A 25,723-nucleotide genomic window follows, 5' to 3' on the forward strand; every position below is an offset into this window, starting at 1 on the left:
CACCGGGATTCAAGCAATGAGCAGCAGCATATCACAAGCCCCGAACGAGACGCCAGCTTCAAGCGCGCAGACCCTGAAACGAGCCCGCGAGACCCTGTTGAGCGGACTCGCCAGACGGGTGCCGCAGAGCTTCCCCGAAGCACTCGGACATGCCGCCGACACCTACTTCCGGCAGCGCGTTCAGGAACTGGTCTGCGAGGGAGCGTTCAGGGCCAAATCATTCTGCGTGGCGGCAGTGGGCGGGTACGGCAGACGCACCCTCTGCCCCGGCTCGGACATCGACGTGCTGGTAATCTACCCCGGCCGTATCCCCGGCGAGGCCGAACGGTTCGCGCGAGCCCTGTTTCACCCCCTCTGGGACGTGGGCCTCAAAGTGGGCCATGGAGTCCGATCGGTCAAGGACTGTGCGTCTCTGGCAGCCTCGGATTTTCAGGTGCTCACCTCCCTGCTGACGGCCCGGCTTCTGTGCGGCGACGAGGAGACCTTCGGCAAACTGCTGCGCACCGTGCACCGCAAGGCCGTGAACGGCCGCGAGCGAGCCGTTGCGCGCGCCGCGGCGTCCGAAGCCCGCGCCCGCGAGGAGACGTTCGGCGATTCCGCGAGCCTGCTCGAGCCCGACCTCAAAAACGGCATCGGCGGCCTGCGGGATGTGCAGACCGTGGACTGGCTCGTGCGCATCGCCCCGTCCCGCAATCCGTTCCTGCCGGAGGAAATGGCGCGGCTTCGGCGACACGAGGCCTTCCTGCTCCGGGTGCGCACGGCCCTGCATCACGCCGCCGGACGCGGGCTGGACAGGCTGCATTTCGACCTGCAACGACAAGTGGCGACGCTGCTCGGGTATGTGGCTCCCGACGACGAGGCGGACAAGGCGGGCCGCGCCGTGGAATTCTTCCTGACCCGCCTGCACAGCGTGCTCGGCAACGTGGCGGCCATGCGCGAGGCCGCAGTGCTGCACGTGGCCGGCCAGCGTCACGAGTCGCAGGGGCTGCCTCCGGGCATTTCGGCCGAACCGGAAGGGTTACGCTTTTCGCAGGGGTCGCCGGAACCGGACAGGCTGCTCGACATCTTTACCGCCTCCGCGAGCACGGGCATCCCCCTGTCTTGGCGCGCGAGACGGGCGGTTTCCGCCGCGGTGGCCGGGCAGGCGGAAATACTGGACCACGACCCAGACCTGTTCCGGCGCATCGTGGAGCTGTTCACGCTGCCCTACGCCAGAAGCGCGGTCCTGCCGCTGGCACGCACCGGACTGCTCGGGGCGGTATTGCCGCCCTTTGCGCGCGTGCGCCATTTCGTGCAGTTCGATGACATCCACGTGCATCCCGTAGGCAGGCATACGCTGGCGACTTGCGCCGCCGTCGGCGACATGCTCGCGGGACGGCGAGGCACGGAAAGCGCTCTGGCCGACCGCATCCAAGCCCCCGAGCCGCTCCTGCCCGCGGCGATGTTTCATGATCTGGGCAAGGAGGAACCGGACCACGAACAGGCCGGAGAGATGCTCGCGCGCGATTCCCTGCGGCAGCTGGAGTATGACCGTGAGACCATTGAGGACGTGGCTTTCCTCGTGCGCAACCACCTGCTGCTCCCTGCCACCGCCGCAAGACACGACCCCGAGGATCAGGGAGCGGCGGATTCCGTGGCCAGAACCTGCGGCACCGTGCGGCGGCTGGACATGCTGCACCTGTTGACCGCAGCGGACGCCGAAGCCACCGGCCCCAAGGTATCCGGCAGCTGGAACAGGTCGCTTCGGGAGCGGCTCTACATCTCGGCGAGAAGCCTTCTGGAAAAGGGCTGTCGGGATTCGGCTTGCGGCGGACCAACCGAGCCTCCGCCATCCGAAACCATCCCTGACGTCGAGCCGCAGATGCTCTCCCGCATACCGGACCCCGCGCGTCGCAGGCTGACCCCGGCGACGCTGGCGGAACATGCCGCTATGGTCGCGGAACTGGACGCGGCCGTGGCCCGGGACAGGGTGCGAAAGCCCGGCGGCAAGGGCGGTATCGGGGTGAACGTCATCCGAAGCGCCTTCGGCCCGGTCCCGGACGTGCGCGAGGTCACGGTAGCGGCGCACGACTCGCCGGGGCTCTTCTCCACCGTGGCGGGCTGCATGGCCCTGCTCGGCCTTTCCATTTTGTCGGCGGACATCTTCACATGGGGAGGCGGCACCGCCGTGGACGTGTTCACCGTGGGGCGGGATAACGGCTCCGCGCCAGATGACGGCCTGCTGAAGCGGCTCTCCTCCAATATTTCGTGGGCCATGGCCGGAAAACTGGACGTTGCGGGCAGGCTTGCGGAGAAGAGAAGCTCCCTGCTGGCACCGCGCCGCGGCCCCGACCTGCCGCTCTCGGTGCGCATAGACAACGAGGCGGACCCGGCGTTCACCCTGCTGGAGATTTCGGCTTCGGACCGCATCGGGCTGCTGCACGATCTCGCGCGGGTGTTGGCCGAGCTCGGCCTGGACATCGGTTCCGCGCGGGTCTCGACAATCTCCGGCCGCGCGCTGGACGTGTTCCGGGTGCGCGAGGCGGACGGCTCCAAGCTCACCGACGGCCCGAGACTCCGCGACCTGCGGCGCGCCCTGGTGCGGGCCGGAGAAGTGTCCTGAGCGCATCCCCGGCAATGCCGGAGACTTGCCAGCGACGCGGTTCTCTGCCATTGCATCCGCGTAACCAGCGAACACGGAGGCAGGCATGGGCACGCGGCACGGCGTCATCAAGGTATTCTTCACAGGCGGAACCATCGGCATGAGTCCCGGCGAGGGGCACGAGGGCGTCGCCCCCGGCAACAACTTCTCCCGGCTGCTCAACGAACTGGCCTCGCCGCCGGAGGGCGTGCGCCTCGAGCCGGTGCTGTGGTCCGACAAGCCCAGCCCGCACATGACGCCCGAAGACATGTTCCGCCTCGCCCGCGACATCCAGCAGGCCGTGGACGCGGACGACTGCCTCGGCGCGGTCGTGCTTCACGGTACCGACGTGCTGGCCGAGACCGCCTACATGTGCGATCTGGTGGTGGACACTCGCAAGACCGTGGTGCTCACCGGGAGCATGCGCTATTACTCCGAGACCGGATACGACGGCATCCGCAACCTGCTCAACGCGGTGAGGACCGTACTCCTGCCGCTGCCCCCCGGGACCGGCGCCGCGCTGCTCATGACCGACCGCATCTTCCCGGCCCGGGAGGCGGTCAAGATCAACTCCCTGAACGTGGACGCGTTCGACTCCCGCGAGGCCGGAATCATTGGCTATGTGGCCGGGGAAGAGGTTATCCTCGCGGGCTGTCCGCTGGCGGCCGAGCCGAGGCGCAAGTTCCCTGCCGAGCGGCTCGAGACGCGCGTCCCCCTCATCACCTGCTACAGCGGCATGGACTCCCTGCCGTTCGATCAGGCGCGGGAGAGCGGAGCGCGCGGACTGGTGGTGGAAGGGTTCGGAGCGGGCAACATCCCCCCGGGCGCCCTGCCCGGCGTCCAACGCTGCCTCGACGCCGGAGTGCCGGTGGTGCTCGCCACGCGCTGCATCGAGGGCGGGGTCTGGCCTGTTTACGGGTATCCCGGCGGCGGCGCGGAACTCAAGTCGAAAGGGGTCATCCTCTCGCGCCGCATGGGAGGGCCCAAGGCGCGCATTCGGCTGATGCTGACGCTGGCAATGGCCGGTACCCCCGAAGAGGTCCGCCGCTTGTTTGTCGAATGGGAGTAGGGCGCTCCTTGCATTCCCGGTCAAGGATGCTTACATTCCCGGCATGACAAAAACATACGATCCCGATCTCATATACGTGGAATGCGGAAAGTGCGGCCAGCCCATCCTGTGGGGGCCGGGCCAGACCAAAAAGATTCTGGACGCCGCGGAAATCGCGGACGAGGAGATCGACGAGCACTGCGCCATCATCTCCGACGGCTGCCCGTCCTGCAAGCCCGGCGAGACCTCGTTCAGCACCCAGATCGTCCGCATGAACGACGAGCAGGAAGACACCATGCCGGAAGGCGCGGAAGCGCATTAGCGCGGCGTCTTTTCTTTTTTCGTACGAAAGCGTACCATCCTCCCTCCACCAGAACCGGCCAGAACTCGACGGAGGGACCCACATGACCAGACTCTTTCTCGCTGCAGCAGACACCCCTGCCGGACGCGCCGTATCCCAGGGGCTTGCCGGAACCGGCGTCGACATCGTCACGGACGCGCCTGACACCGATCCGGTCGAGGCCATGCGCGATGCGGATGTCCTCGCGCTCGTTTCTCCTCTGGAAGAGACGCTCGTCAGGCAGGGCTTTGGACTCGTCAACGCCGCCAAAGAGGCGGGAATCGGCCATGTGATCCGCATTTCGCTCTACGCCTCGGCCAACGACGCGCACTGGAGGCTCGGCCGCGAGCTCGGTCGCGTGGATCTGGCCGTGGAGGAATCCGGCCTGCCCTATACCATCCTGCGCCCCAGCATGCTCATGCAGACCCTGCCCACGCCCGGCGAGCTGAACGGCGTGTTGCGCGTTCCCAGCGGCGATGCCGCCGTGAGCTATCTCGACGGCCGGGACCTCGCCGCCTGTGTGCAGTCCATCCTCTCCGACCCGGAAGCCCACAACGGCAGGACCTATGCCGTCACCGGCCCGCAAGGGCTCGCCACGGAGGACCTCACCCGCGCAATGGGTGAAGTTTCCGGTAAGCGCCCTGAAGCTCAAGATCTTGAAGAAAATGATTATTTGGCCGTGCTTTCAGAGCAGGGCTTCGACGAATGGTCCCGGAACATGCTCCTGAGCCTGTCACGCATCGCCAAACGCGGCATGGCCGGAAACGTCACCGGCGCGGTCCGTCACATCACCGGACGTGACCCGCGCTCCTACGCCGACTACCTCGCGTCCCTCGAACGGGAGTAGCCCCATGCCCGGTCCCCGCGAAGCCAGAACACGGCTCATCAGAATCATCCGCGACATCGCTGCGGGCAACTACTCCGAAGAGATTCTCGACCTCACCGGGCCGGAGCACCCCGTGGAGATTCAGGAGATCGCCGAGGCCGTGGCGACCATGATGGTCCGCATCGAAGCCAGAGAACAGCACCTCCAGCAGCTCAACGAGACCGTCAAGCACAACGCCCTTCGCACCGTGACCTCCATTGCGCAGGCCCTTGGCGCCCGCGACCAGTACACCGAGGGCCACGGCGAACGCGTCGCCGCATACTCCATGCGCACCGGCCGACGCATGGGCCTGCCGCGCAGGGAGTGCGAAAACCTTCGCGTGGCAGGACTGCTGCACGACATCGGCAAGATCGGCTTCTCAGACCGCATGTTCCGCGACGACGACATGAGCCCGGACGAATCCATGATGCTGGAGATCCGCAGCCATCCGCAGTGGGGCTTCGACATCCTCGCCGGGCTCGAATTCCTCGGCCCGGCCCTCGAATACGTCCATGCGCACCACGAACGCCTCGACGGGCAGGGTTATCCCCGCGGACTGGCTCAGGAGGAGATTCCCCTCGGAGCGCGCATCATCGCCGTGGCAGACTGCTTTGACGCCATTACCACGGACCGCCCCTATCAAAGAGGCAGACCGCCGGAAGACGCCTTCCGCATTCTCGGCGAAAACTCCGGCGCCGCGCTGGACCCTGAAGTGGTCGAAGCCTTCGTCGCCGAAGTCGAAGAGAACGGCCTTGAGTCCTGATCCGCGGCCTAACGTCGCATCGTGGCCCGCAGACGGTCCGGACGCAGGAGCAGATCGAAGGCGTCCAGCACGTCGTTCACCACCACATCGGCAGACGTGAGAGCGCGCACCGAAGCCCCTTCGCGCTGAACCACCGCAATACCGAGCGCGGCGGCCTTGAGCATGGGACCGTCGTTGCGCCCGTTGCCGATGGCCACGCAGGAGAAGTCGCCGATGGACTCGACATAGGCGAGCTTGGCCTCGTCCTCACCCAAACCTTCCGCCGGGGAGATGACCTCCACAATTACGGGAAGGCCCGCCAGTTTGGCCTCACAGTCACCGTGGGTGTCCGCAGTGAGGATAACCACCTGCGTCAACCCGCCCAGCCGTTCGAGACGCTCGGCCACACCCGGGAGCAGGCTCCCGTCCTGCGCAATGGTGCCGTTGTAGTCGACCACGACGGTCTCGGGTCTCAGGTTCCCCATTCCGGGTATGAATATCTCCATGAATTACCTCCAGTCCGATTGACAGGTTACGGCTGCGCCGACTACCAGTATCCCTTTCCGAAAACATTTCGCAGGAGAGGCCATGCCCAGCGCCCTTACCGTCAAGATCGTCACCGCCCTCGCCTACTTCGCCGTCGTTTTCTACCTCGGCTACCGCGGCTGGAAGGAAACCACCGGCTCCGACGACTACATGCTCGCCGGAAGAAAGATGAAATCCTTCGTCATGGCAATGAGCTACGGCGCGACCTTCATCTCCACCAGCGCCATCATCGGCTTCGGCGGCGCGTCTGCCATGTTCGGCCTCGATCTGCTCTGGCTCATGGTGCTCAACATCGTGGTCGGCATCGTCATCGCCATGCTGATATTCGGCAAACGCACCCGCCGCATGGGGCTGGCCCTCAATGCCGAGACGTTCCCCGAGCTGCTCGGCAGGCGTTACAAATCCCGCTTCATTCAGGCATTCGCCGGCGGAACCATCTTCACGTTCATCCCGCTCTACGCCGCCGCGGTGCTCATCGGCATCTGCCGCATGCTCGAAGTGTCGCTGGGCCTCGATTTTCACTTCGCGCTCGTGGGCTTCACCCTGCTGCTGGCCGTCTACGTCATCTCCGGCGGCATGAAGGCTGTCATGTATACCGAGGCCTTTCAAGGCTGCATCATGGTAGGCATGATGCTCGTGCTCCTTTACGTTGTCTGGAACATGCTCGGCGGCTTCTCCGAGGGCCTCCAGACACTGTCCGAAATGGCCCCCCTCATGCCCGAAAAGCTGCAGGCGCTCGGCATGAACGGCTGGACACAAGGGGCCGACCCCGGCTCGCCGATGTGGATGGTGATCTGGACCACCCTCATCTACGGCGTCGGCCTCGGCGTATTGGCACAACCGCAGCTCGTGGTGCGGTTCATGACCGTGCCCAACGACCGCGAACTCGAAAAAGGCGTCATCTACGGTACACTCTTCATCCTGCTGATTCCCGGTGTCATCTACTCAGTCGGCGCATTCACCAACGCCATCTTCTACCAACAATTCGGCAAGATAAGCATCCAGATGGCCGATGGCAACCTCGACAAGATCATCCCGACCTTCATCGAAACCATCATGCCGCACTGGTACTCCACGCTGTTCCTGCTCGCCATGCTCGCCGCCGCCATGAGCACCCTGGCCTCGCAATACCACGTGGGCGGCACCTCCCTCGGCCGCGACGTATACGAACAATACGCCAACACGAGCTCCAGCGCGTCCGTCAAAGTGGCCCGCTACGCCGTCACAGCCACCGTCTTCATCACCCTCGTCTGGGCATGGGTGCTGCCCGGCTCCATCATCGCACGAGCCACCGCATTCTTCTTCGGCCTGTGCCTCGCCACCTTTCTGCCCGCCTATCTGCTCGGCCTCTTCTGGAAAGGCATGACCCGCGCCGGAGCCATCGCCTCCATGCTCGGCGGCTTCGCCTGCTCCATGTTCTGGATGCTCTTCATCCACGGAAAATCCGCCTCCGGCATCGGCCTCTGCGAAGCCCTCACCGGACACCCCACCCTCGTCTCTACCGCAACCCAGAACGCATACCCATGGATGCTCCAATTCATCGACCCCAACGTCATGGCGCTGCCCGCTGCCGCACTCATCGCTGTAACAGTCAGCAAATTCAGCGCACCCTACGAACGGTCACATATCGATAAGTGCTGGAGCGAAGTTTAGGAAAAGCCCCCGGCGGCCCTCCGGGGGCTTAAGAACCCTTTTGCAAAAGGGTTCTTAAGAATCTCCCAAAAACCTTTGGCTTGCCAAGCCGCTTTGAGGCTTTCGGAAAGCCTCAAAGCGTAGGCGGCTTGGCGGGGGCGAACGGCGGTCGCTGATCACAAGTGACAGGGAGCGCCTAGGGAGTATCAAACTGATCAGTCCAGAAAGTTCACACATGAATCTCCATCAGCCAAGACGCACAGAACTCAAATCCCCGTCAGCGGAGGTGCAGCTTGGATGCGGTTTGCGCGGTCGCATGACCTCTGCGCTGCAACTCCGCTGACAACCCAGGGATTCCAAAGGGGCCCGCCCCTTTGGTCCGCCTGAAAGGACCGCCGGAGGCATTGCTGCGACACTTGGGTAGCGGGACAGGATGATTTATTGGGAGTTCTGGTGGGGGAATCTGTGCACCGAACACGTTCCGATTGACGAATCTGGCTAACATAATATGTCAGCCAAGACGCACAGAACTCAAATCCCCGTCAGCGGAGGTGCAGCTTGGATGCGGTTTGCGCGGTCGCATGACCTCTGCGCTACAACTCCGCTGACAACCCAGGGATTCCAAAGGGGGCCCGCCCCTTTGGTCCGCCTGAAAGGCCCGCCGGAGGCATTGCTGCGACACTTGGATAGCGGGACAGGATGGTTTATTGTGAGTTCTGGTGGGGGAATCTGTGCACCGAACACGTTCCGATTGACGAATCTGGCTAACATAATTCGTCAGCCAAGACGCACAGAACTCAAATCCCCGTCAACGGAGGTGCAGCTTGGACGCGGCTTGTGCGGTCGCATGAACCCGGCTGCTGCAACTCCGCTGACAACCCGGGGATTGCAAAGGGGGGTCCGCCCCTTTGCCGGGGTGCAGGGGCGGAGCCCCTGCCCGCCGGAGGCACCCCCCCCGTTGTCATGCTTGGCTTGACAGTTGGGCGGTTCAGCCAATAGTGGTTGTTCATGGATTTGAGCTCTATTTCCAGAAAGATACGGTACGCGAAGATCTTGTTGTTTTCTTTGCTGTTGCTGTTTGTCTTCGGCATTGCCGGGTTCATGGTTCTGGAGAGGATTTCCGTGATCGAGGCGATGTACCTGACTATTGGTACGTTGACGACGGTCGCTCCGTTCGAGTTGCATGACGAGGGTCGCGTTTTTGCGTTGATCCTCATTTTTTTCGGGTTCGGGCTTGTGGCCGCCACGGCTGCGGCCATTGGCAACATCTTTCTGGATGCCAACGGGCTGGAACTGTATCGGAGGCGCAAGGTGCAGAAGAAGCTTCAGAAGTTTTCGGATCATTACATCATCTGCGGTCATGGTCAGATGGGGCAGATCGTTGCTGCGGAGTTGCAGCGAAACGGCAAGGAGCTGGTGGTTCTGGAGCGAGAGGAACATGCGCTGATGCGTTGCCGGGAGGCGGGCATCACCTATCTGGATCAGGACGCCACGGACGAGGAGGCGTTGGTCGAGGCGGGGGTTGAGCGAGCCAAGGCGGTCATTTCACTGGTGAACCGGGACGCGGACAACGTGTTTATCGTAGTTACGGCGCGGGCGCTCAATCCGGATATATTCATCAGTGCCCGGGCCAACACCAAGGGTGTGGAAAAGAAGCTGTACCATGCCGGGGCCAACCATGTGGTTTCGCCTTATGCCAGTGCGGCGGTGCGCATCATTCAGAACATTCTTCGTCCGACCATCACGGATTTTCTGGATACCGCCATCAACAACGAGGGCGGGCTTCCGTTGCAGCTGGAGGAACTGCATGTGCCCGAGGATGCGCCATTTGTGAATCGTACGCTCATGGATTCCAGCATCCGCAACGACTTTGACCTGATCATTGTGGCCATCCAGCGTCGCAACGGGTCGCGCGTGTACAACCCATCCTCGCTTGAGCCGATCAACGCCGGCGACACGCTTATTGCCATCGGCCCGCGCGACAATCTGGACCGTTTCATGGAAATGCTCTACGGGCCGGAGGCCATGAGCTGATTTCCTCTCAGCGTGGGTGCGTCCGCAAAGGGTAGGCGGAGCCCCGGCGCTGGACTTAGTCGAGCTTCATGTCCAACAGCTGCAATTCGGAATAAAGCATGTCCACGCATTCCGGGGGCACTTCGTCGGAGAGGTAGAACCTGGGCGACGCGATGGTCTCCACGCAGGCTTCGAGGGGCTGCGGACCGGGATGAAAACGTCTGTCGGCGGCGAGTACGTGGTGCTCGTCCTTGAGCAGTGCGTTGGCGATGTCTTGCGCGTGAGCGGCGAGAAAAGTGGGATTCGAGCGGTAGAGTACGTCGTGATAGTGCACGCCGCCGTCCTTTACGGCCTCGTTGGTGATGAGCAGGCACTGGTTGCAGTTGGTGGAGACGAGGTAGGGTTTGACGTTGTAGGGCAGGTTGTCGAGCATGACGCGTGAGTGCTCGCATTCCACCTTCCAGCGGATGGACTCGGGGTCGTCGTCCACGCAGATGACGATCTCCGGATCGCGCTTTCTCCAGACGAGGCGCTGGGTGTCGAGGGGCTTGAGGCCGAGTTTCCTGAAGAGTTCTATGCGCTTGGGCGAGAGCGAGAAGACGGTGTAGGTGGTGTCGGGGCGTTCTATGGCTTTCTTCACCAGCCCTGTGCCCAGCCCCTGACCACGATATTCTTTCCGCAGATACCACGAGGTGAAGTTGACGAACCGCTTCCACTCGTTGTCGATGCAGCGTCTGGAGCAGACGTGACCGTGGAAGCCGACAATTTCCCCCTTGTCCTCCACCACGAGCCCGAGTTCCGGTTCGGCGATGCACCAGTCGCGCACGAAGAGCCCGGCCCAGCGTTCCGGGGAGAAGTTCGGGTTCATGTGGGTGTGAAGCAGGGTGCAGACCTCCTCCACGTCGCTCATCTCCATGGTTCGTATGATGGCTGTCATGAATTCTCCTGCCAGATGCTGGCCGCGGATACGGACCGCGCGGCCGGGTGGCTGTTCAGAACGTCCAATAATGATTCAAGGAACGACCACGCCGCCTCGTCCATCTCGAGGTGATGGGTGAGGATCCCCACGGGGCCGGGGTGTGCGCCTGTCGACTGTCGCTGCAGCTCCTCGACGATGGGGTTCACTGCCTTGCGTTCGCCCGCAAAGCGGGCCGGCCCCTTCTTCCAGCGCAGCAGGTCGCTGTGGGCATGGGCGTGAATCAGCCCGGGCGTCGGTGGCGGCGGGGCGTCGGCATCGGCGGAAAGGCCGAGGAAACCTTTGTCGTGCAGTTTCGGAAGCAGTTCCGGGGCGATGTTGTTCCATGGGGGGACCAGAGCGGGCACGAAACGGGAGCCGAAGAGTTCTCGCAGAATCCGACGGCCCTGATCGAGCTCGGCCAGCACCTCTTCGACGGGACGGTGGGCGCCGAGCTCCCACGAGCCCGCCCCCTTCGGGGCATGGTCTGTGTGTGCGTACCCATGCTGTATGACGGATATTTCAGGGTGGTTTTCCAGCCGTTTCGCCAGCGCGGGGCCGGTGGCTGCCGGGATGACGGACAGGGCGCAGGGGAAGCTCCTGCTGCGGGAGATTTCCAGCAGGCGGTCAAGCGCAGGAGAGGGTTCGGCGGCGTCGTCATCGCGCCACCAGAACGTCGCCCCCTGAGCGAAAAGCTTGTCGAGCATGCTTGTAAGGGAGTCTTCCAGACCTTGTTCCATGCTAACCTCGCGGCCACAGATTGTTAGCAGAACTGTTGGGGATTTCAACTCTTTTGGGCAGAGCTGACCTGCCGCGCCGTCCCTTTTGCAATATAGAATGCGCCGTTTCGAGCCACGCGTAGGAGGGCTCTTTTCGCCATGTTATGGACATGATGGTGCTTCGGGGTTAGGGTGCCATTGTTTTGCATAATCGACTTTTTTCCCAGGCGGCTTCATGAGCTCGGGCACCTTCAATATTCTTATGTACTCGCACGACACCTACGGGCTCGGCCATATCCGCCGAACCATGGCGATCGCTCGCCATCTCGTCAGCCCCGAGGTGAACATCCTCATCGTGACCGGCTCCCCCATCGTCGGGCGCTTCAGCGTCCCGGAGGGAATTGATTTCGTCCGTGTGCCGGGCATGATCAAGAAGAGCAACAAGGTTTACGTCCCGCATTCCATCAAGGTGGACCCCAAGAAGGCCATCGGCATTCGCAAAAAGATCATCACGGCCACCACCAAGGCGTTCGACCCCGACCTGTTCGTGGTCGACAAGGTGCCCGTGGGGCTCAAGGGCGAGGTGCTGCCCATCCTTCGCTGGTTCCGCAAATGCCGCCCTCAGACCGACATCGTGCTGGGCCTGCGCGACATCCTCGACGACGCAGAAAGCACCCGCGCGGAATGGAAGCGCAAAAAGTATTACGAAGTGCTGCGCGACCTGTATTCCGAGGTGTGGGTCTACGGGGAGCAGAGAATGTTCGACCCGGTGAAAGAGTACGGATTCCCGGAGGATGTGGCCGCCAAGACGCATTTCACGGGCTATATTCCCCGGCGCGTACCCAAGATCCGGGCGCCGCGCCGCAAGGAAAAGCTGGTGGTGGTGACCATCGGCGGCGGGGGCGACGGGTATCCCGTGCTAGACACCTACCTGAAGATGCTGGAGCAGAACGGCACCGTGGGTTTTCGGACCCTCATGATCACCGGACCGTTCCTGCCGTCCGACATGCTGGACGCGCTGGCAGAACGCGCCCGCAAGCTGAACGTGCGCATCGTGCCGTTCGTCAAGAACATCGAAAAGAAGATGGCCTCGGCGGATCTGGTCATCGGCATGTGCGGCTACAACACCATGTGCGAGATTCTCTCCCTGAAAAAGCCCGCGCTGGTGATCCCCCGGGACACCCCGCGCCGCGAACAGCTCATCCGTGCGGAGGTCTTCAAGGAGAGCGGCCTCATCGACTTCATCCAGTGGAACAAGGTCACGCCGGAGCTGATGCGCGAGAAGGTCGAATCCATGCTGGATGACCCTTCCCCCTACCAGAAGGCCATGAATGATTTTTCCATGACCGGGCTCGAGTTCATGCGCTCGCGTCTCGAGCGGTTTCTCGAGCGGCGGGAGGAGCAGCGCACGGCCCGGTCCGAGGATTGCGACAAATGAGCGAAGAACCGGAACGCATGAAACTCGGGATGGTCCTCAAGGGCTATCCCAGAATCTCCGAGACATTCATTTCCAACGAAATCAGGCTTCTTGAGGAGATGGGGTTCGATATCCACATCTTTTCCATGCGTGAGCCTCGCGAGAGTTTCACCCACGGCTCCGTGCGGCATATCCGGGCCGGGGTCACCTATCTTCCCGAGTCCATGATCGCCGGACTGCCCGCCATGCTGTGGAACACATTGGCCTGCATGGTCGAGCGGCCCGGCCGGTTCCTCTCTGGCCTCGCCCTCATGGCGAAACGCTTTCGGCTCGCCCCCAAGAAGCACACCTGGCTCAAGCACTGGATGCAGGCCTGCTTCCTCGTGCGCAAGGCCAAGGGCATGGGGCTGGCGCATCTGCACTGCCACTTCGCGCACACCCCCACCACCGTGGGCATGTACGCGGCGCACCTCGAAGGGGTGCCGTTCAGCTTCACCGCGCACGCCAAGGACATTTACACGCAGGCCCCCGAGCGCTTCGCCGATAAGCTCGAGCTGGCCAAGTTCGTGGTCACCTGCACCAAGTACAACGAGCGACACCTCTCCGGCATCGCCCCGGCGAGCAAGCCCGTCCACTGCGTCTATCACGGAATCAACCTCAGGCTGTTCGATCCCGAAGGGAGGCCCACCGAGGCCGAGCCGCCCTACACGGTCATGACCGTGGCCCGCTTCGTGCCGAAAAAGGGCCTCGATACCGTTCTCAAGGCGCTTCGCACCCTGCGTGACCGCGGGCTTGACGTGCGCTACGTGCTGGCCGGAGACGGCGCTGACCGCGAAAAGGTGGAAGGCTGGATCCGCGAACTGGACCTCCGCGATGTGACGGAGATGACCGGCACCATCGCCCACGAACAGGTGCTGGAGCATTACCGCAGGTCGGACCTGTTCGTTCTGGGCTGCCGCATGGCGCAAGACGGCGACCGCGACGGTATCCCCAACGTGGTAGCGGAGAGCATGGCCATAGGTGTCCCCGTGGCGGCCACCGACGTTTCCGGCGTCCCCGAGCTGGTGCGCCACGAAGAGACCGGTATGCTCTGCCCGCCGGATCAGCCCGAGGCGCTGGCCGACAACATGCAACGCCTGCTCACCGACGCGGCCCTGCGCGCGAAGATCATCCCCGCGGCACGAAGCAAGGTATTGGATGTGTTCGACAACGAAAAGCTCATCCACGACCTCGGGGAAATCTACATTTCCCACCAGGTCCCCTGCCCGGGGCGCTCCTGAACGCACTCCGCAGCAGGTAACAGCATACTTCACGGCATAAAAAGGGCGACCGCTTAAGCGGTCGCCCTTTTTATGCCGTGTGGAAGACCAGCCTACTGCCGTATGGTGGCCTTCTTGAGGAGGATGGGCTTGAGCGGAACGTCGCTGAAGCGTCCCATGTGTCCGGTGGGGACCTCCACCATCTTGTCCAGTACGTCCATGCCGCGGACGACCTTGCCGAAGGCGCAATATCCCGGATTCTCCGGAGTGGCGTTCAGAAAGTCGTTGTCCTGCAGATTGATGAAGAACTGGCTTGTGGCCGAGTCGGGATGCTGCGTGCGCGCCATGGCGATGGTGCCGCGCTCGTTCTTCAGACCATAGATCGCTTCGTTGACGATGGGGCCGTGCGTCTGCTTCCGGCGCATCCCCGGCTCGAACCCGCCCCCCTGCACGATTTTCATGTTTTTCGAGTTGATGATGCGGTGAAAGACGGTGCCGTCGTAGAATCCCTCCTGCACGTAGCGCAGGAAATTCTCGACCGTTTTGGGAGCCTTGTCGGTATACAGCATGATCATGACCGGACCCATGCTGGTCTGGAGCGTGACCACCTTGTTGGGCGCCGCCTGCGCCGGAGCGGTCAGCATCAGGGAAAGGGCAAGCACGAGGGCGGAAAGGAAACGCATCGGGTACCTCCGTAGAATTCGATTTGGATGATAGGGCAGGATAGTGCAATCGAATAATCAGCGCAATAACCGCAGCGAAACGAATTTTCGACCGCCACGGAGCTTGCAAACGAATGTTTATTGCAATTTTGTACAAAGTTCATTACGTCTATCTTGCTTTTCTGCTCAACATTAACCCTTTTCACAGCGAGGTGTGACTCATCATGCTACGACGGAATTTCTGGCTCGTCGCTTTCATGGCGCTCGCCGTGCTTTCGGTGGCGTTCCCGGCTCTGGCCGCGGACGCCTCCAAAGGCCCGGCCAACGCCGCCACTTTCGGAATGCTTACCCTCATTCCGCCCGTGGTCGCCATCGTGCTGGCCTTCATTACCAAGAACGTTATTCTCTCCCTCTTTCTCGGCGTCTTCTCCGGCTGCTTCATGCTGGACCTGAAGGGATTCGACCTTTACTCCGCATTTGTCGACGGATTCCTGCGCCTCTCCATGGAAATTCTTTATTCGCTGGCCGACAGCTGGAACGCGGGCATCGTGCTCCAGTGCCTCGCCATCGGCGGCCTGATCGCCCTCGTCTCCAAGATGGGCGGCGCAAAAGCCATCGCCGACGCACTGGCCAAGCGCGCCAAAAGCCCGCGCAGCTCCCAGTTCGTCACCTGGGTCATGGGCCTGTTCATCTTCTTCGACGACTACGCCAACTCCCTGACCGTGGGCCCCATCATGCGCCCGGTCACCGACCGCCTCAGGGTCTCCCGCGAGAAGCTGGCCTTCGTCATCGACGCCACGGCCGCTCCCATCGCGGGCATCGCGCTCATCTCCACCTGGGTCGCCTATGAAGTGGGCCTGATCCGAGACGGCTACAATGCCATCGGCGTGGACGCCAACGCATACGGCGTGTTCGTGGAAACCATCCCGTACCGCTTCTACAACATCCTCATCCTGTTCTTCATCATCTGCACCATCTGGTTCCTGCGCGAATACGGCCCCATGCGCAAAGCCGAACTGCGCGCCCGCAAGACCGGCAAGGTGCTGGCCGACAACGCCAAGCCCATGATCGCCGACGAAGCCACCGGATTGGAACCCGAATCGCACGTAGTTCCGAGCATCTGGAACGCAATCGTCCCCATCGGCACCCTGATCGTCGCCGCGTTCCTCGGCTTCTACTTCAACGGCTACAACGCCATCGAAGACCCCGCACTGCTCGAAAAGATCAACGCCTCGCCCCTGTCCTTCGCCGCCATGCGTGAATGCTTCGGCGCCTCGGACGCCTCCGTGGTTCTGTTCCAGGCCGCGCTCATTGCAGGCATCGTCGGCATGGCCATGGCCGTCTTCCAGCGCATCATGCCCGTGAAGGACGCCATCGAGACCTGGGTCACCGGCGTCAAGTCCATGAACATCACCGCAGTCATCCTGCTGCTGGCATGGTCCCTGTCCGGCGTCATCAAAGAACTCGGCACCGCCGCCTATCTGGTCAACGTGCTCTCCGAGACCCTCCCGGCGTTCCTGCTGCCGAGCATCATCTTCATCCTCGGCTCCATCATCTCCTTCGCCACCGGTACCTCCTACGGCACCATGGGCATCCTCATGCCTCTGGCGATCCCCCTGGCGTTCGCCCTGAACCCGGCCCCGGACTATGTCGTCATGAACGTCGGCGCCGTCCTCACCGGAGCCATCTTCGGCGACCACTGCTCCCCCATCTCGGACACCACCATCCTGTCCTCCATGGGGTCGGCGTGTGACCACATAGACCACGTCAAGACGCAGCTCATGTACGCCATCAGCGTCGCCACCATCTCCATCCTGTTCGGCTACCTGCCCGCAGGACTCGGCGTGCCGCTCTACATCACCCTGCCCGGCGGACTGCTCGCCGTCGCTCTCACCGTGCGCTTCGTCGGTAAGCCCGTCGACGCACAGGCCTAAAACAAACACAAGCGGAAAAGCCATCCGGCAATCAAAAAGGGAGGATCAAACGATCCTCCCTTTTTTTGCAGTGCCTCCGGCGGCCCTCCGGGGGCTTAAGAACCCTTTTGCAAAAGGGTTCTTAAGAATCTCCCAAAAACCTTTGGCTTGCCAAGCCGCGTTGAGGCTTTCCAAAAGCCTCGGCGCGTAGGCGGCTTGGCAGGGGCGAACGGCGGTTGCTGGTCACAAGTGACGGGAAGCGTCTGAGGAGGATCGAACTGATCACCTAAGAAGGCAACACATGAAGTTCCGTCAGCCAAGACGCACGGAACGTAAATCCCCGTCAGCGGGGTTGCAGCATGGACGCGGGGTGTGCGCTCGCATGAACCCTGCGCTGCAACCCCGCTGACAACCCGGGGATTGCAAAGGGGGCCCGCCCCTTTGCCGGGGTGCAGGGGCGGAGCCCCTGCCCGCCGGAGGCAAAAAACAGTCTCCGTGACCGGAGCGTTCCTATGCATTGGCCCATGCCCAGCGGACGATGTCTGCGCTATTGAGGGCTCCGGGCTGCCTTGCTTTTTCGCGTCCTTTCTCGAACAGCACCAGTGTTGGGATGGACTGGATGCCGAATCGTGCACCGATCTGCTGTTCGGTTTCGGTGTCGACTTTGGCGAGGAGCATATCGGGTGCGAGTTCTGTGGCGGCTTTTTCGAATTGCGGCGCCATCATTTTGCAGGGGCCGCACCATGATGCCCAGAAGTCTACGAGCACTGGTACGCCGGAGTTGGCGATGATTTTTTCAAAGTTGGCGCTGGTCAGCTCGACGGGGTGCTTCGGCAGGAGCGGCGTCTTGCATTTGCCGCAGGCAGCCTGAGCGGCCCGGCTGACGTCGATCCGGTTGGTGGCTGAACATTTTGGGCAGACTGCGTGCATCATGGTCGTAAGTCCTTTTTTGAACCATGATAGCAATCCTGTGGATTACGGCAAGATCAGAGGCCGAGTTTTTCCGTCATGAAGCGCAGGTGCGTTTTCAGTTCGGCGAGGATGCCTTCGTCGTCGTTCGGGAAGGCCGCGGGTTCCAGCTCGAGCGTAATCAGACCGCTGTACCGGCGAGCGGCGAGCTCGCGCAGAAAATCGGCAAGTGGGAGGGTTCCGGTTCCGGGGGCCATGTGTTCGCGGTGTCCTCTGGCGTCGGAGAAGTGGACGTGCCGGAGCAACTCGTCGGGCACGCGGTGGAGGGCTGCGAGGATGTCGCGGCCGGAAACGCCGAGATGGCAGACGTCGAGGGTCAGGCCGACGTTCTTGTCGCGGCACTGATCCATGAGCTTGTCCAGCGGATCCTTGCCGAAGGGGCTTTCGACCCATGGCATGTTTTCGAGCGAATACTCCACGCGACCCTTGGCGTCGAGCAGGTCGGCCAGGTCGTAGGCGCGTTGGAACCAGCGGGAGGAGATCAGTCCCCCGAGTCCGGGTTGCGGCGGGTGCAGGGTGATGTGGTTGGCCTGCGGCAGATGATTGGCAAGGGCGGTGGTGGCGCGCCACGAGTTGAGGTGTCCGCCCCAGCGGCTCCAGTTGCGGAAGGGGGCGTGCAGGCTGCGGATCGGACAGGCCTCGTGCACGGCGGTCATGCCTTCTCCCGGGGCCATTTCGGGTGAATTGACGATGAGTTCCAGACCGTCAAACCCTGCGCGAGCGGCCAGCCCTGCCACGTGTGCGGGCGGCAGGTGGAAAAGGCTGCCGGTGGACAGCAGTACCGTCGGGTGCGAAGGGGCTTCCATGAAAGCATCATGCCCCGGTCAGAGGCAAAAGCAAGGGGATATTCGGGGAAGGGCCGTGATGCGGCGGTGAACGGTGGTGGATTTCAGGGTCGCTATGTTTTACAACTCCGGCTGGAGGACGACGATGCGAATGCTGCTTCTGGTGATCGGCCTGCTTGCCGTGAACGTGACGCCTGCACTGGCGGGGCGTTGTGTTTCGGGCAACTGCACGGAAGGTGAAGGGATATATCTTTACGACGACCTCAAGCGCTACGAGGGCGAGTTCCACAACGCTACGGCCGACGGCACGGGGACCATCCATTATCCCGCCGGCGCGTGGTACGAAGGCGACGTCTATGACGGCAGACCGCACGGCAATGGCACGTTGCACGGCTGGCGCGGCTGGAAGCACAAAGGGAGCTTTCATCATGGCTGGGAGCACGGCGACGGCATCTTCACCGACCGCGACGGCGCCCGCTTTCACGGCACCTTCGCCGGCGGATACCGCCACGGGCCCGCGCTGCGTGTGGAGCCTGACGGGTCCGTTGTCCGCGAGTTGTGGATCAACGGTCGATTCGTGCGGCGTCTGAAGCATGGTGAGCAGCCCACCGAGCTGGAGTGGAACGGAACGCTTCCTGCCCCGCCCAAAGTCCCTTGGGACCCGAAATATCCCACGGGCTGTCTTTCCGGAGACTGCACGGACGGCACCGGCGTCTACGTGTTCGACACGGGACAGCGGTACGAGGGCGAATTTCGCGAAGGCCGCAGCTTCGGGCAGGGGACGCGCTATTTCCCCAATGGTGACGTTTATGAGGGCGAGGAAGTCAACGGCACGCGTCACGGCGAGGGCATCTACCACTTTGCGGACGGCGACGTGTTCATGGGGCGGTTCGAGAGCGACATGCGCGAGGGACCGGGCGCATTCCGGCAGGCAGAGGGCTTTCTGTTCGTGGTCGCTTACAAGAGCGGTCAGCGGCACGGTCCCGGTACGGTTCATTATCCGGACGGCACGGTCCGCCATGCCCTGTGGGAAGAAGGCGGGTTCGTGCGGTATCTCGACGAAGACGAGTTCCGCGAGTTGAAGAAAAGGCAGATGCGGGAACGCAACAGAGCCTTCCCGAGCGGACAGCCCGAGCAGCACGGCGCACAGGACAACGCGACCCGAGCCGCCTCCGCCGACAATGCCACTGTCGGTGCCGTGGCACCGGCACCGGGCAACGCTACTTCTTCTGATGCAGAGGCGACTTCTCGATCAGGTCCAGAATGACTATGGCCATGGAGATGTCCCGGCGGTTCCCCTCGGTCATGCAATCCACCAGATACTGCTTGAGAGGTCTGATGGCGACGACCAGCGCCTCGTGGCCGCACTCGTCAAGTTTATAAGCCTTTTCCAGTGCGTCGAGCATCATCATGGCCACGTCCTCGTCATGGTGTCCCATGTGATAGCCGACGATGTCCCGGGCCTTGAGAAGGCCGAAGACCACGTCCTCGATATTCGAATAGTTCCGTCCCCATATCTCGCTGCCGCGGATGTCGGGCTTGGGCGGACGCGCCGTTTCCCCTTGGCGGGCCGCCTCGCGGAACCTGTCTAGCGCAACTACGGTTCCCATGCACGCTCCTTGTGCTGAATTACGATGCCGTACTTCTGATCGGCCTACTCGCGCCACAGCAATAGGGGTAAATCCCGATTCGGGAAATCCGCAGCTCGCAGCCGCTTGAAATCAGCGCACATTCGGGATATTCACCCGCAGTTCACAGGACATTCGAAGGAGAGTCATTGCATGAATACACGCGCGCTCCGGGCCGATCTGCTGCTGTTTGTCACCGCCGCCATCTGGGGCTTCGCCTTCGTCGCCCAGCGCGTGGGCATGGACCACGTGGGGCCGCTCACCTTCAACGCGGTGCGCTTCGCCCTCGGCGCTGCCGCGCTCATTCCGCTCATCAGGGTGATGGAGCGTCAGCGCGACGCCGCCAGAGTCGCCAAGCCGGTCGCCGTCCCCGACGACGCCCCGGCCGTTTCCCCCGCCACCACACCGTTTCTCGTCAAGGGCGGACTCATCCTTGGCACGGCACTGTTCCTCGGCTCCACCTTCCAGCAGCTGGGACTCGCCGCCCCGCTTCTCGAGAGCTTCGGCTTCGCCCCCTCCACAGCGGGCAAGGCCGGATTCATTACCGGACTCTACGTGGTTTTCGTCCCGCTCATGGGCCTTGCCATGGGCCAGCGCGCCGGACTCGGTTCATGGATAGGCTGCGTACTGGCCGTGATCGGCATGTACCTGCTCTCCTTCTCCGGCAGCTTCTCCATCGACTTCGGGGATGCCCTCGTGCTCGTCAGTGCGGTCTTCTGGGCGGTTCACGTGCTCATCATCGGCAAGATGTGTCCCGGTATGGACGGCGTGGACGCGGTCAAGCTCTCCAGTGTCCAGTTCGCGGTCTGCGCCCTCCTGAGCCTCGTGGGCGCGCTGCTCACCGAAGAAATCACCATGGTCGGCCTCTCCGGCGCGGCCCTGCCGATTCTCTACGGCGGCCTCATGTCCGTGGGCGTGGCCTACACGCTGCAGGTGGTCGCCCAGCGCGACGCCAACTCAGCGCACGCCGCCATCATTCTCAGCCTCGAGTCCGTGTTCGCCGCCATCGGCGGCTTCCTCATGCTCGGCGAACTCCTGAGCGTGCGCGCCCTGATCGGCTGCGGTCTCATGCTGGTGGGCATGATCATCTCCCAGCTCAAGCCCTGACCTTGCGCGGCTTGACATTCGGCCCGCAACGGGCAACCCTTGGCAGACAAGGACTGAAGACGATCAATCCCAAGATACATTCGGAGAGTTGAGCAATGAGCGACTTTTTCGGGCAGAGCGTGCCCTTTTTCAAGATGCAGGGCTGCGGCAACGACTTCGTGGTCATCGACAATCGCGAACTCGGTCTGCCGGAAGCCGAAATGAAGGACTGGGTGACAAAAATCTGCGCCCGCGCCTTCGGCGTCTACGCTGACGGACTCTTTTTCATCGACAACGCGCCGGAAGGCTCCGGTGTCGACTATCGCTGGCACTTCTTCAACAGCGACGGCAGCCGCGCCGAAATGTGCGGCAACGCCTCCCGCTGCATGGGCCGCCTTGCCTACGAGCTCGGCGCGGCCCCCCGCGAACACACCTTCGGCACCGACGCCGGCCCCATCAAGGCCGAAGTCATCCTCGAAGGCGAGAAAGCCGGCGAAGTGAAGATTCAACTCACCCCGGCGCAGGGCATGACCCTGAACACCGAGCTTGAAGTGGACGGCCAGACCCTCACCGTCCACCATGTGGATACCGGCGTCCCCCACGCAGTCGTCTTCCTCGACGACGTGAACGCCATCGACATTCAGCGCCTCGGCGCTGCCATCCGCTATCACGACCACTTCGCCCCCGCGGGCTGCAACGCCAACTTCGCACAGGTGCTCGACAAGGACACGATGCTCCTGCGGACCTATGAACGCGGCGTCGAAGACGAAACCTACGCCTGCGGAACCGGAGCCGCCGCCACCCAGCTCGTGGCACACGAACTCGGCCTGACCAACGCGGAAGCCGCCCTCACCACCTCCGGCGGAGAAGTTCTCACCATCGCACTCGAGAACGGCAACACCTTTCTGCAAGGCGCCGCCACCCTCGTCTTCAAAGGCGAACTCTACCCCGAATCCATGGGGCTCAAACTGCCCTGAGACTTCACTTCATGATGCAGGAAAAGGCCGCCTTCCATTGGGAGGGCGGCCTTTTTTGCCTCCGGCGGGCGGGGCTCCGCCCCTGCACCCCGGCAAAGGGGCGGGCCCCCTTTGCAATCCCCGGGTTGTCAGCGGGGTTGCAGCGCAGGGTCCATGCGACCGCACAACCCGCGTCCATGCTGTAACCCCGCTGACGGGGATTTGGGTGTCGTGCGTCTTGGCTGACGGACTCCCTTAATCAGATTCAGTTTCAAGGAACACCGTTAGCCCGGACACTCCCTTCAGAACTCCCGGCAAAGCATCTTCTCCCGTCCACCAAGGGCCGCAGCAATTGCCAGTCGTGGCATAAGGGTTCTTTTGCCCGGTCATGAAGGTCCGGGCGGTGTCTGGGGCCACAGATGCTCTGCACGGAGCAGTTGGCGCATTATAGCCCCCTCGCCGAAAGCGGCGGCGCAAGCCAAAAAGACGGTCGGCCGACGGTTGACTGGTGCCATGCGGCAGCACCTTCGCACTCCTGCCGTCGGAGGCAAATTTCTTCTCTCGCGTCGAAAACAAAAAAAGGCCGCCCTCCTTTCGGAAGGCGGCCTTTTCTATAGTGGAGCGTATCGTTAGACGACTTTGTTGAGCGGGTATTCGATGATGCCTTCTGCGCCGAGGTCTTTGAGCTGGGGAATGATGTCGCGCACCACGGCTTCTTCAATGACGATTTCGACCGAGAGCCAGCTGCCGTCCTGAAGCTCTGCCACGGTGGGCGAGGTGACTGCGGGCAGCAGGTCCTGAGCGTCGGCCATTTTGTCCTTGGGCAGGTTCATCTTGAGGCCGACCATCTTTTCGGCTCTGAGGGCGCCTTGGAGCAGCATGTTGATCTCTTCGATCTTCTTGCGCTTCCACGGATCGTTCCAGGCGTCCTTGTTGGCGATGAGCTGGGTGTTGGTCTGCATCAGCTCGGCGATGATGCGCAGGCCGTTGGCCTTGATGGTGGTGCCGGTCTCGGTGATTTCGACAATGGCGTCGCAGAGCCCTTCCACCACCTTGGCCTCGGTGGTTCCCCAGGAGAACATGACCTCCACGTTCACGCCGATGGACTCGAAGTAGCTTTTGGTGAAACCGACCAGTTCGGTGGCGATTTTGCAGCCTTCGAGGTCTTCGGGGCGCTTGAAGGGAGAGCTGCCGTTGACGCAGAGCACCCAGCGGGCCGGACGGTTGGAGACCTTGGAATAGATCAGGTCATCCACGACGACCACGTCGGAGTTGTTCTCCATGATCCAGTCCTTGCCGGTCAGGCCGACATCGAAGGTGCCCCGTTCCACGTACATGCTCATTTCCTGCGCGCGGGCGAGGGAGCAGGTCAGCTCGGGGTCGTCGATGTCGGGGAAGTAATTCCGGTGGTGCAGACGGATGTTCCAGCCGGCATTGGCGAACAGTTTGGTGGTTGCCTCCTGAAGGGAACCCTTGGGAACACCGAGTCGAAGATTGTTTCCGGACATTACTTGTAGACCTCCTTGGGATCAAAAACCACGGGGGAGCAATCAGTGACTTCCCCGTCCTTCAATTCACGGTAAAAGCAGCTGCGGTAACCCTTGTGGCAGGCCGCGCCGCCGAGCTGCTCGATAAGCAAGAGTATGGTGTCGTCGTCGCAGTCCAGACGAATGGAATGAAGCTTCTGTACATGCCCCGAAGTGCCGCCCTTATGCCAAAGCTTCCTGCGCGAGCGGGAATAGTAATGAACCTCTCCCGTCTCCAGCGTCTTATCCCACGATTCCTCGTTCATGTAGGCCATCATCAGGACCTCGCCGCTCTCGGCGTCCTGTGCGATGGCGGGAACCAAGCCGTTCATTTTCTCGAAGTCTGGTCTCATTTTTACACCTTTGTAAATGTATACTTTGCGACCCGGGCGGCGGGTCGGGCCTGATTACATAACGAGTCATGGCGAGTTACGCAATAGCTGATTATCGGCTACGCGTGTACGGCCTGCAACGATCAGGCAACATTCGGCGACCGGCCCCTCCCCTGTCAGCGTTCTCTGCCGGACAGTTGCTGACGGCCGGCCTCGCCGGTCTGAACAGCACGCACTTCAAACGCTGAGGCACGAATACCTGTATTCCGAACGCTACTCCGGATATCATCGGCCAAAAAAAAGGACCTCCGCGCTCGGCGAGGTCCTTTTTGTCTTTTTTGCAAACGCTGCCTACATGCCGTGGCGGACCTTGTAGGCCTTGGCAAAAGCGATCGCCTGTTCCTCGGTATGCACGTCGTCGGCGATCTGCGCCTTGAGCAGCGCGTCGCGAATGGCGCCCACCTGCGGACCGGGCTTGAGGCCGGTGGCCTGCATGATCTGGTTGCCGTTGAGCAGCGGTTCGATCTCGTCCTCGGGGATGTCCGCGCGTTCGGCCATCTTGAGGTTGTGGTTGAACTCACGCCAGGAGCCGCCGCGGGCCTTGATGTCCGCACGAACCATTTCCATGATGCGCGGATACTCGTCCAGCGACTTGAGGCGACGGATCCCCCGGTCTGTGAGCATGAAGTGCGGGCGCATGTGGTTCTGCACCAGATCGCAGATCAGGTCGATATCCTCGGGCATGAAGCTCAGACGCTTGAGGATCTTTCGGGTGACCTTGGCGCCCACGCGGTGGTGCTGAAGGAAATGCCACTCGTCGTCATAGTAGTCCGCGGTGTAGAGCTTGCCCACGTCGTGGAACATGCAGGCCACGGTGCCGTACCAGTCGTAAGGCAGCTCCTCGGGGTAGGCCCGCATGACGTCGATGGTGTGCTGCAGCACCGACTCCTCGCCTTCCTCGGGGTTCTTGATCTGCTTGACGCGCGACAGAGCCGCCAGTTCCGGCACGAGACCGTGCAGCAGCATGGACTCGAAGAGCAGTTCAAGGAACTTGTACATGCTCTCGGCCTCGACCTTGCGCCACTCGTCGATGAACTCGCGGGTGGGCACGTAGTCGAGCACGCGGCGGGAATTGCGCACGATGGCGATCCAGCTGTTGGGCTCGATCTCCAGATTGTAGTTGGCCGCGAAGCGAAGGGCGCGGTAGGCCAGAGAGTAATCCTTTTTCAGGGCCTCGTCCGCGATTCCCTTGAACCGGATGACCCCGGAGGACAGGTCCGCGAAGTCCGCGTACATGTCCTTGGCCTTGGGGATGTAGGGGCAAACCGAGGACAGGGGAATGTCGCCGCGCGCTTCGAGGCGCTTGAGCAGGCGCGGGGTCATCTTGGAGACAGTGTCTTCCGTATAGGAACTCAGCTCCACGTCGGCAGGGTAGAAATAGTAGGTCACTCCCCCTTCGGTGAAGGTCCCCACGATGCCCTTGTCCTGCGAGGGCTGGATGTTCGGGAACATCCGCTGGAGCTCTTCGAGGTTGGCTTCGGTGCAGATGTCCAGTTCCTGCTCGGCCCCGGTCTCGGTAAGAGTCAGTTCCTGCAGGCGCGCATTGATGACGTAGGCGTCAAAGCCGTTTCGCATGATGGTTTTGCAAAAACCCACGGCTTCTTTGAAAGGCTGGCTCATATATCTCCTTCCTTGCGGAATTATTTATCC

The 25,723-nt window shown here is 62.3% G+C and carries 23 protein-coding genes; 13 read left to right on the forward strand and 10 right to left on the reverse strand.

The window, feature by feature from the left end; all coding sequences use genetic code 11:
• Positions 1 to 16 precede the first annotated feature (16 nt).
• From BR24_RS06435 to BR24_RS06455, 5 genes are all read left to right on the forward strand, one after another.
• Positions 17 to 2,602, forward strand: a complete 2,586-nt coding sequence (locus tag BR24_RS06435; RefSeq protein ID WP_496540669.1) for a [protein-PII] uridylyltransferase family protein — start codon at positions 17 to 19, stop codon at positions 2,600 to 2,602.
• Positions 2,603 to 2,687: 85 nt separating this feature from the next.
• On the forward strand, positions 2,688 to 3,689 hold the full coding sequence (locus tag BR24_RS06440; protein WP_496540670.1) for an asparaginase: 1,002 nt from the start codon (positions 2,688 to 2,690) through the stop codon (positions 3,687 to 3,689).
• 43 nt (positions 3,690 to 3,732) lie between these two features.
• Positions 3,733 to 3,990 carry a hypothetical protein gene (locus tag BR24_RS06445; protein WP_496540671.1) on the forward strand — a complete coding sequence of 86 codons (258 nt, stop codon included), beginning with the start codon at positions 3,733 to 3,735 and terminating at the stop codon, positions 3,988 to 3,990.
• An 82-nt stretch (positions 3,991 to 4,072) separates the two neighbouring features.
• On the forward strand, positions 4,073 to 4,855 hold the full coding sequence (locus BR24_RS06450; protein WP_496540672.1) for an NmrA family NAD(P)-binding protein: 783 nt from the start codon (positions 4,073 to 4,075) through the stop codon (positions 4,853 to 4,855).
• A 4-nt stretch (positions 4,856 to 4,859) separates the two neighbouring features.
• Positions 4,860 to 5,636, forward strand: a complete 777-nt coding sequence (locus BR24_RS06455) for an HD-GYP domain-containing protein (protein WP_496540673.1) — start codon at positions 4,860 to 4,862, stop codon at positions 5,634 to 5,636.
• A gap of 8 nt (positions 5,637 to 5,644) precedes the next feature.
• On the opposite strand, the gene BR24_RS06460 is transcribed toward BR24_RS06455, so the two are convergent.
• Positions 5,645 to 6,121 (reverse strand): HAD family hydrolase, encoded by a 477-nt coding sequence (locus BR24_RS06460; protein WP_496540674.1) that lies wholly within the window; start codon positions 6,119 to 6,121, stop codon positions 5,645 to 5,647.
• 82 nt (positions 6,122 to 6,203) lie between these two features.
• Here BR24_RS06460 and BR24_RS06465 point away from each other — a divergent pair, with 82 nt between their 5' ends.
• Together BR24_RS06465 and BR24_RS06470 are read left to right on the forward strand one after the other, a co-directional pair.
• Complete coding sequence (locus BR24_RS06465) at positions 6,204 to 7,814, forward strand: sodium:solute symporter family protein (RefSeq protein WP_496540675.1); 1,611 nt, start codon at positions 6,204 to 6,206, stop codon at positions 7,812 to 7,814.
• A gap of 1,032 nt (positions 7,815 to 8,846) precedes the next feature.
• Positions 8,847 to 9,827, forward strand: a complete 981-nt coding sequence (locus BR24_RS06470; RefSeq protein WP_496540676.1) for a potassium channel family protein — start codon at positions 8,847 to 8,849, stop codon at positions 9,825 to 9,827.
• 55 nt (positions 9,828 to 9,882) lie between these two features.
• Here the strand turns inward: BR24_RS06470 and BR24_RS06475 are convergent, their stop codons facing one another.
• Together BR24_RS06475 and BR24_RS06480 are read right to left on the reverse strand one after the other, a co-directional pair.
• Positions 9,883 to 10,743 carry a GNAT family N-acetyltransferase gene (locus BR24_RS06475; RefSeq protein WP_496540677.1) on the reverse strand — a complete coding sequence of 287 codons (861 nt, stop codon included), beginning with the start codon at positions 10,741 to 10,743 and terminating at the stop codon, positions 9,883 to 9,885.
• Positions 10,740 to 11,501, reverse strand: coding sequence for a polysaccharide deacetylase family protein (locus BR24_RS06480; RefSeq protein ID WP_496540678.1), 762 nt, complete (start codon positions 11,499 to 11,501; stop codon positions 10,740 to 10,742). The genes BR24_RS06475 and BR24_RS06480 overlap by 4 nt, the downstream gene beginning before the upstream one ends.
• Positions 11,502 to 11,715: 214 nt before the next feature.
• Here BR24_RS06480 and BR24_RS06485 point away from each other — a divergent pair, with 214 nt between their 5' ends.
• Together BR24_RS06485 and BR24_RS06490 are read left to right on the forward strand one after the other, a co-directional pair.
• Positions 11,716 to 12,918 carry a glycosyltransferase family protein gene (locus BR24_RS06485; RefSeq protein WP_496540679.1) on the forward strand — a complete coding sequence of 401 codons (1,203 nt, stop codon included), beginning with the start codon at positions 11,716 to 11,718 and terminating at the stop codon, positions 12,916 to 12,918.
• Positions 12,915 to 14,177, forward strand: a complete 1,263-nt coding sequence (locus BR24_RS06490) for a glycosyltransferase family 4 protein (protein WP_496540680.1) — start codon at positions 12,915 to 12,917, stop codon at positions 14,175 to 14,177. The genes BR24_RS06485 and BR24_RS06490 overlap by 4 nt, the downstream gene beginning before the upstream one ends.
• A 92-nt stretch (positions 14,178 to 14,269) precedes the next feature.
• Here the strand turns inward: BR24_RS06490 and BR24_RS06495 are convergent, their stop codons facing one another.
• On the reverse strand, positions 14,270 to 14,839 hold the full coding sequence (locus BR24_RS06495) for a peptidylprolyl isomerase (RefSeq protein WP_496540681.1): 570 nt from the start codon (positions 14,837 to 14,839) through the stop codon (positions 14,270 to 14,272).
• A 236-nt stretch (positions 14,840 to 15,075) separates the two neighbouring features.
• Here BR24_RS06495 and BR24_RS06500 point away from each other — a divergent pair, with 236 nt between their 5' ends.
• Positions 15,076 to 16,752: a Na+/H+ antiporter NhaC family protein gene (locus tag BR24_RS06500; RefSeq protein ID WP_496540761.1), complete on the forward strand. Its 1,677-nt coding sequence runs from the start codon at positions 15,076 to 15,078 to the stop codon at positions 16,750 to 16,752.
• Positions 16,753 to 17,241: 489 nt separating this feature from the next.
• Here BR24_RS06500 and trxC read toward each other — a convergent pair whose 3' ends face one another.
• Both trxC and BR24_RS06510 read right to left on the reverse strand, forming a co-directional pair.
• Entirely contained in the window at positions 17,242 to 17,664 is a 423-nt protein-coding gene (gene trxC, locus BR24_RS06505) for a thioredoxin TrxC (RefSeq protein WP_496540682.1), read from the reverse strand.
• A 53-nt stretch (positions 17,665 to 17,717) separates the two neighbouring features.
• On the reverse strand, positions 17,718 to 18,506 hold the full coding sequence (locus tag BR24_RS06510; RefSeq protein ID WP_496540683.1) for a sugar phosphate isomerase/epimerase family protein: 789 nt from the start codon (positions 18,504 to 18,506) through the stop codon (positions 17,718 to 17,720).
• Positions 18,507 to 18,630: 124 nt separating this feature from the next.
• On the opposite strand from BR24_RS06510, the gene BR24_RS06515 reads away from it, so the two are divergent.
• The gene (locus tag BR24_RS06515) at positions 18,631 to 19,752 is read left to right on the forward strand and encodes an MORN repeat-containing protein (RefSeq protein WP_496540684.1); all 1,122 of its coding nucleotides are present in this window, start codon (positions 18,631 to 18,633) and stop codon (positions 19,750 to 19,752) included.
• Here the strand turns inward: BR24_RS06515 and BR24_RS06520 are convergent.
• Positions 19,706 to 20,095, reverse strand: coding sequence for a hypothetical protein (locus BR24_RS06520; protein ID WP_496540685.1), 390 nt, complete (start codon positions 20,093 to 20,095; stop codon positions 19,706 to 19,708). The genes BR24_RS06515 and BR24_RS06520 overlap by 47 nt on opposite strands.
• Before the next feature lie 171 nt (positions 20,096 to 20,266).
• Between BR24_RS06520 and BR24_RS06525 the strand changes: the two genes are divergently transcribed.
• Both BR24_RS06525 and dapF read left to right on the forward strand, forming a co-directional pair.
• Positions 20,267 to 21,220 (forward strand): DMT family transporter, encoded by a 954-nt coding sequence (locus tag BR24_RS06525; RefSeq protein WP_496540686.1) that lies wholly within the window; start codon positions 20,267 to 20,269, stop codon positions 21,218 to 21,220.
• A 95-nt stretch (positions 21,221 to 21,315) separates the two neighbouring features.
• Entirely contained in the window at positions 21,316 to 22,176 is an 861-nt protein-coding gene (gene dapF, locus BR24_RS06530) for a diaminopimelate epimerase (RefSeq protein ID WP_496540687.1), read from the forward strand.
• A 608-nt stretch (positions 22,177 to 22,784) separates the two neighbouring features.
• Here dapF and hisG read toward each other — a convergent pair.
• The 3 genes from hisG to BR24_RS06545 all read right to left on the reverse strand — a co-directional run bounded on the left by hisG (position 22,785) and on the right by BR24_RS06545 (position 25,693).
• The gene (gene hisG / locus BR24_RS06535; RefSeq protein WP_496540688.1) at positions 22,785 to 23,663 is read right to left on the reverse strand and encodes an ATP phosphoribosyltransferase; all 879 of its coding nucleotides are present in this window, start codon (positions 23,661 to 23,663) and stop codon (positions 22,785 to 22,787) included.
• Entirely contained in the window at positions 23,663 to 24,034 is a 372-nt protein-coding gene (hisI, locus tag BR24_RS06540) for a phosphoribosyl-AMP cyclohydrolase (protein WP_496540689.1), read from the reverse strand. The genes hisG and hisI overlap by 1 nt, the downstream gene beginning before the upstream one ends.
• 330 nt (positions 24,035 to 24,364) lie before the next feature.
• Positions 24,365 to 25,693, reverse strand: coding sequence for an HD domain-containing protein (locus tag BR24_RS06545; protein ID WP_496540690.1), 1,329 nt, complete (start codon positions 25,691 to 25,693; stop codon positions 24,365 to 24,367).
• Positions 25,694 to 25,723: the final 30 nt, after the last annotated feature.

This window comes from Pseudodesulfovibrio halophilus DSM 5663 (assembly GCF_059568665.1).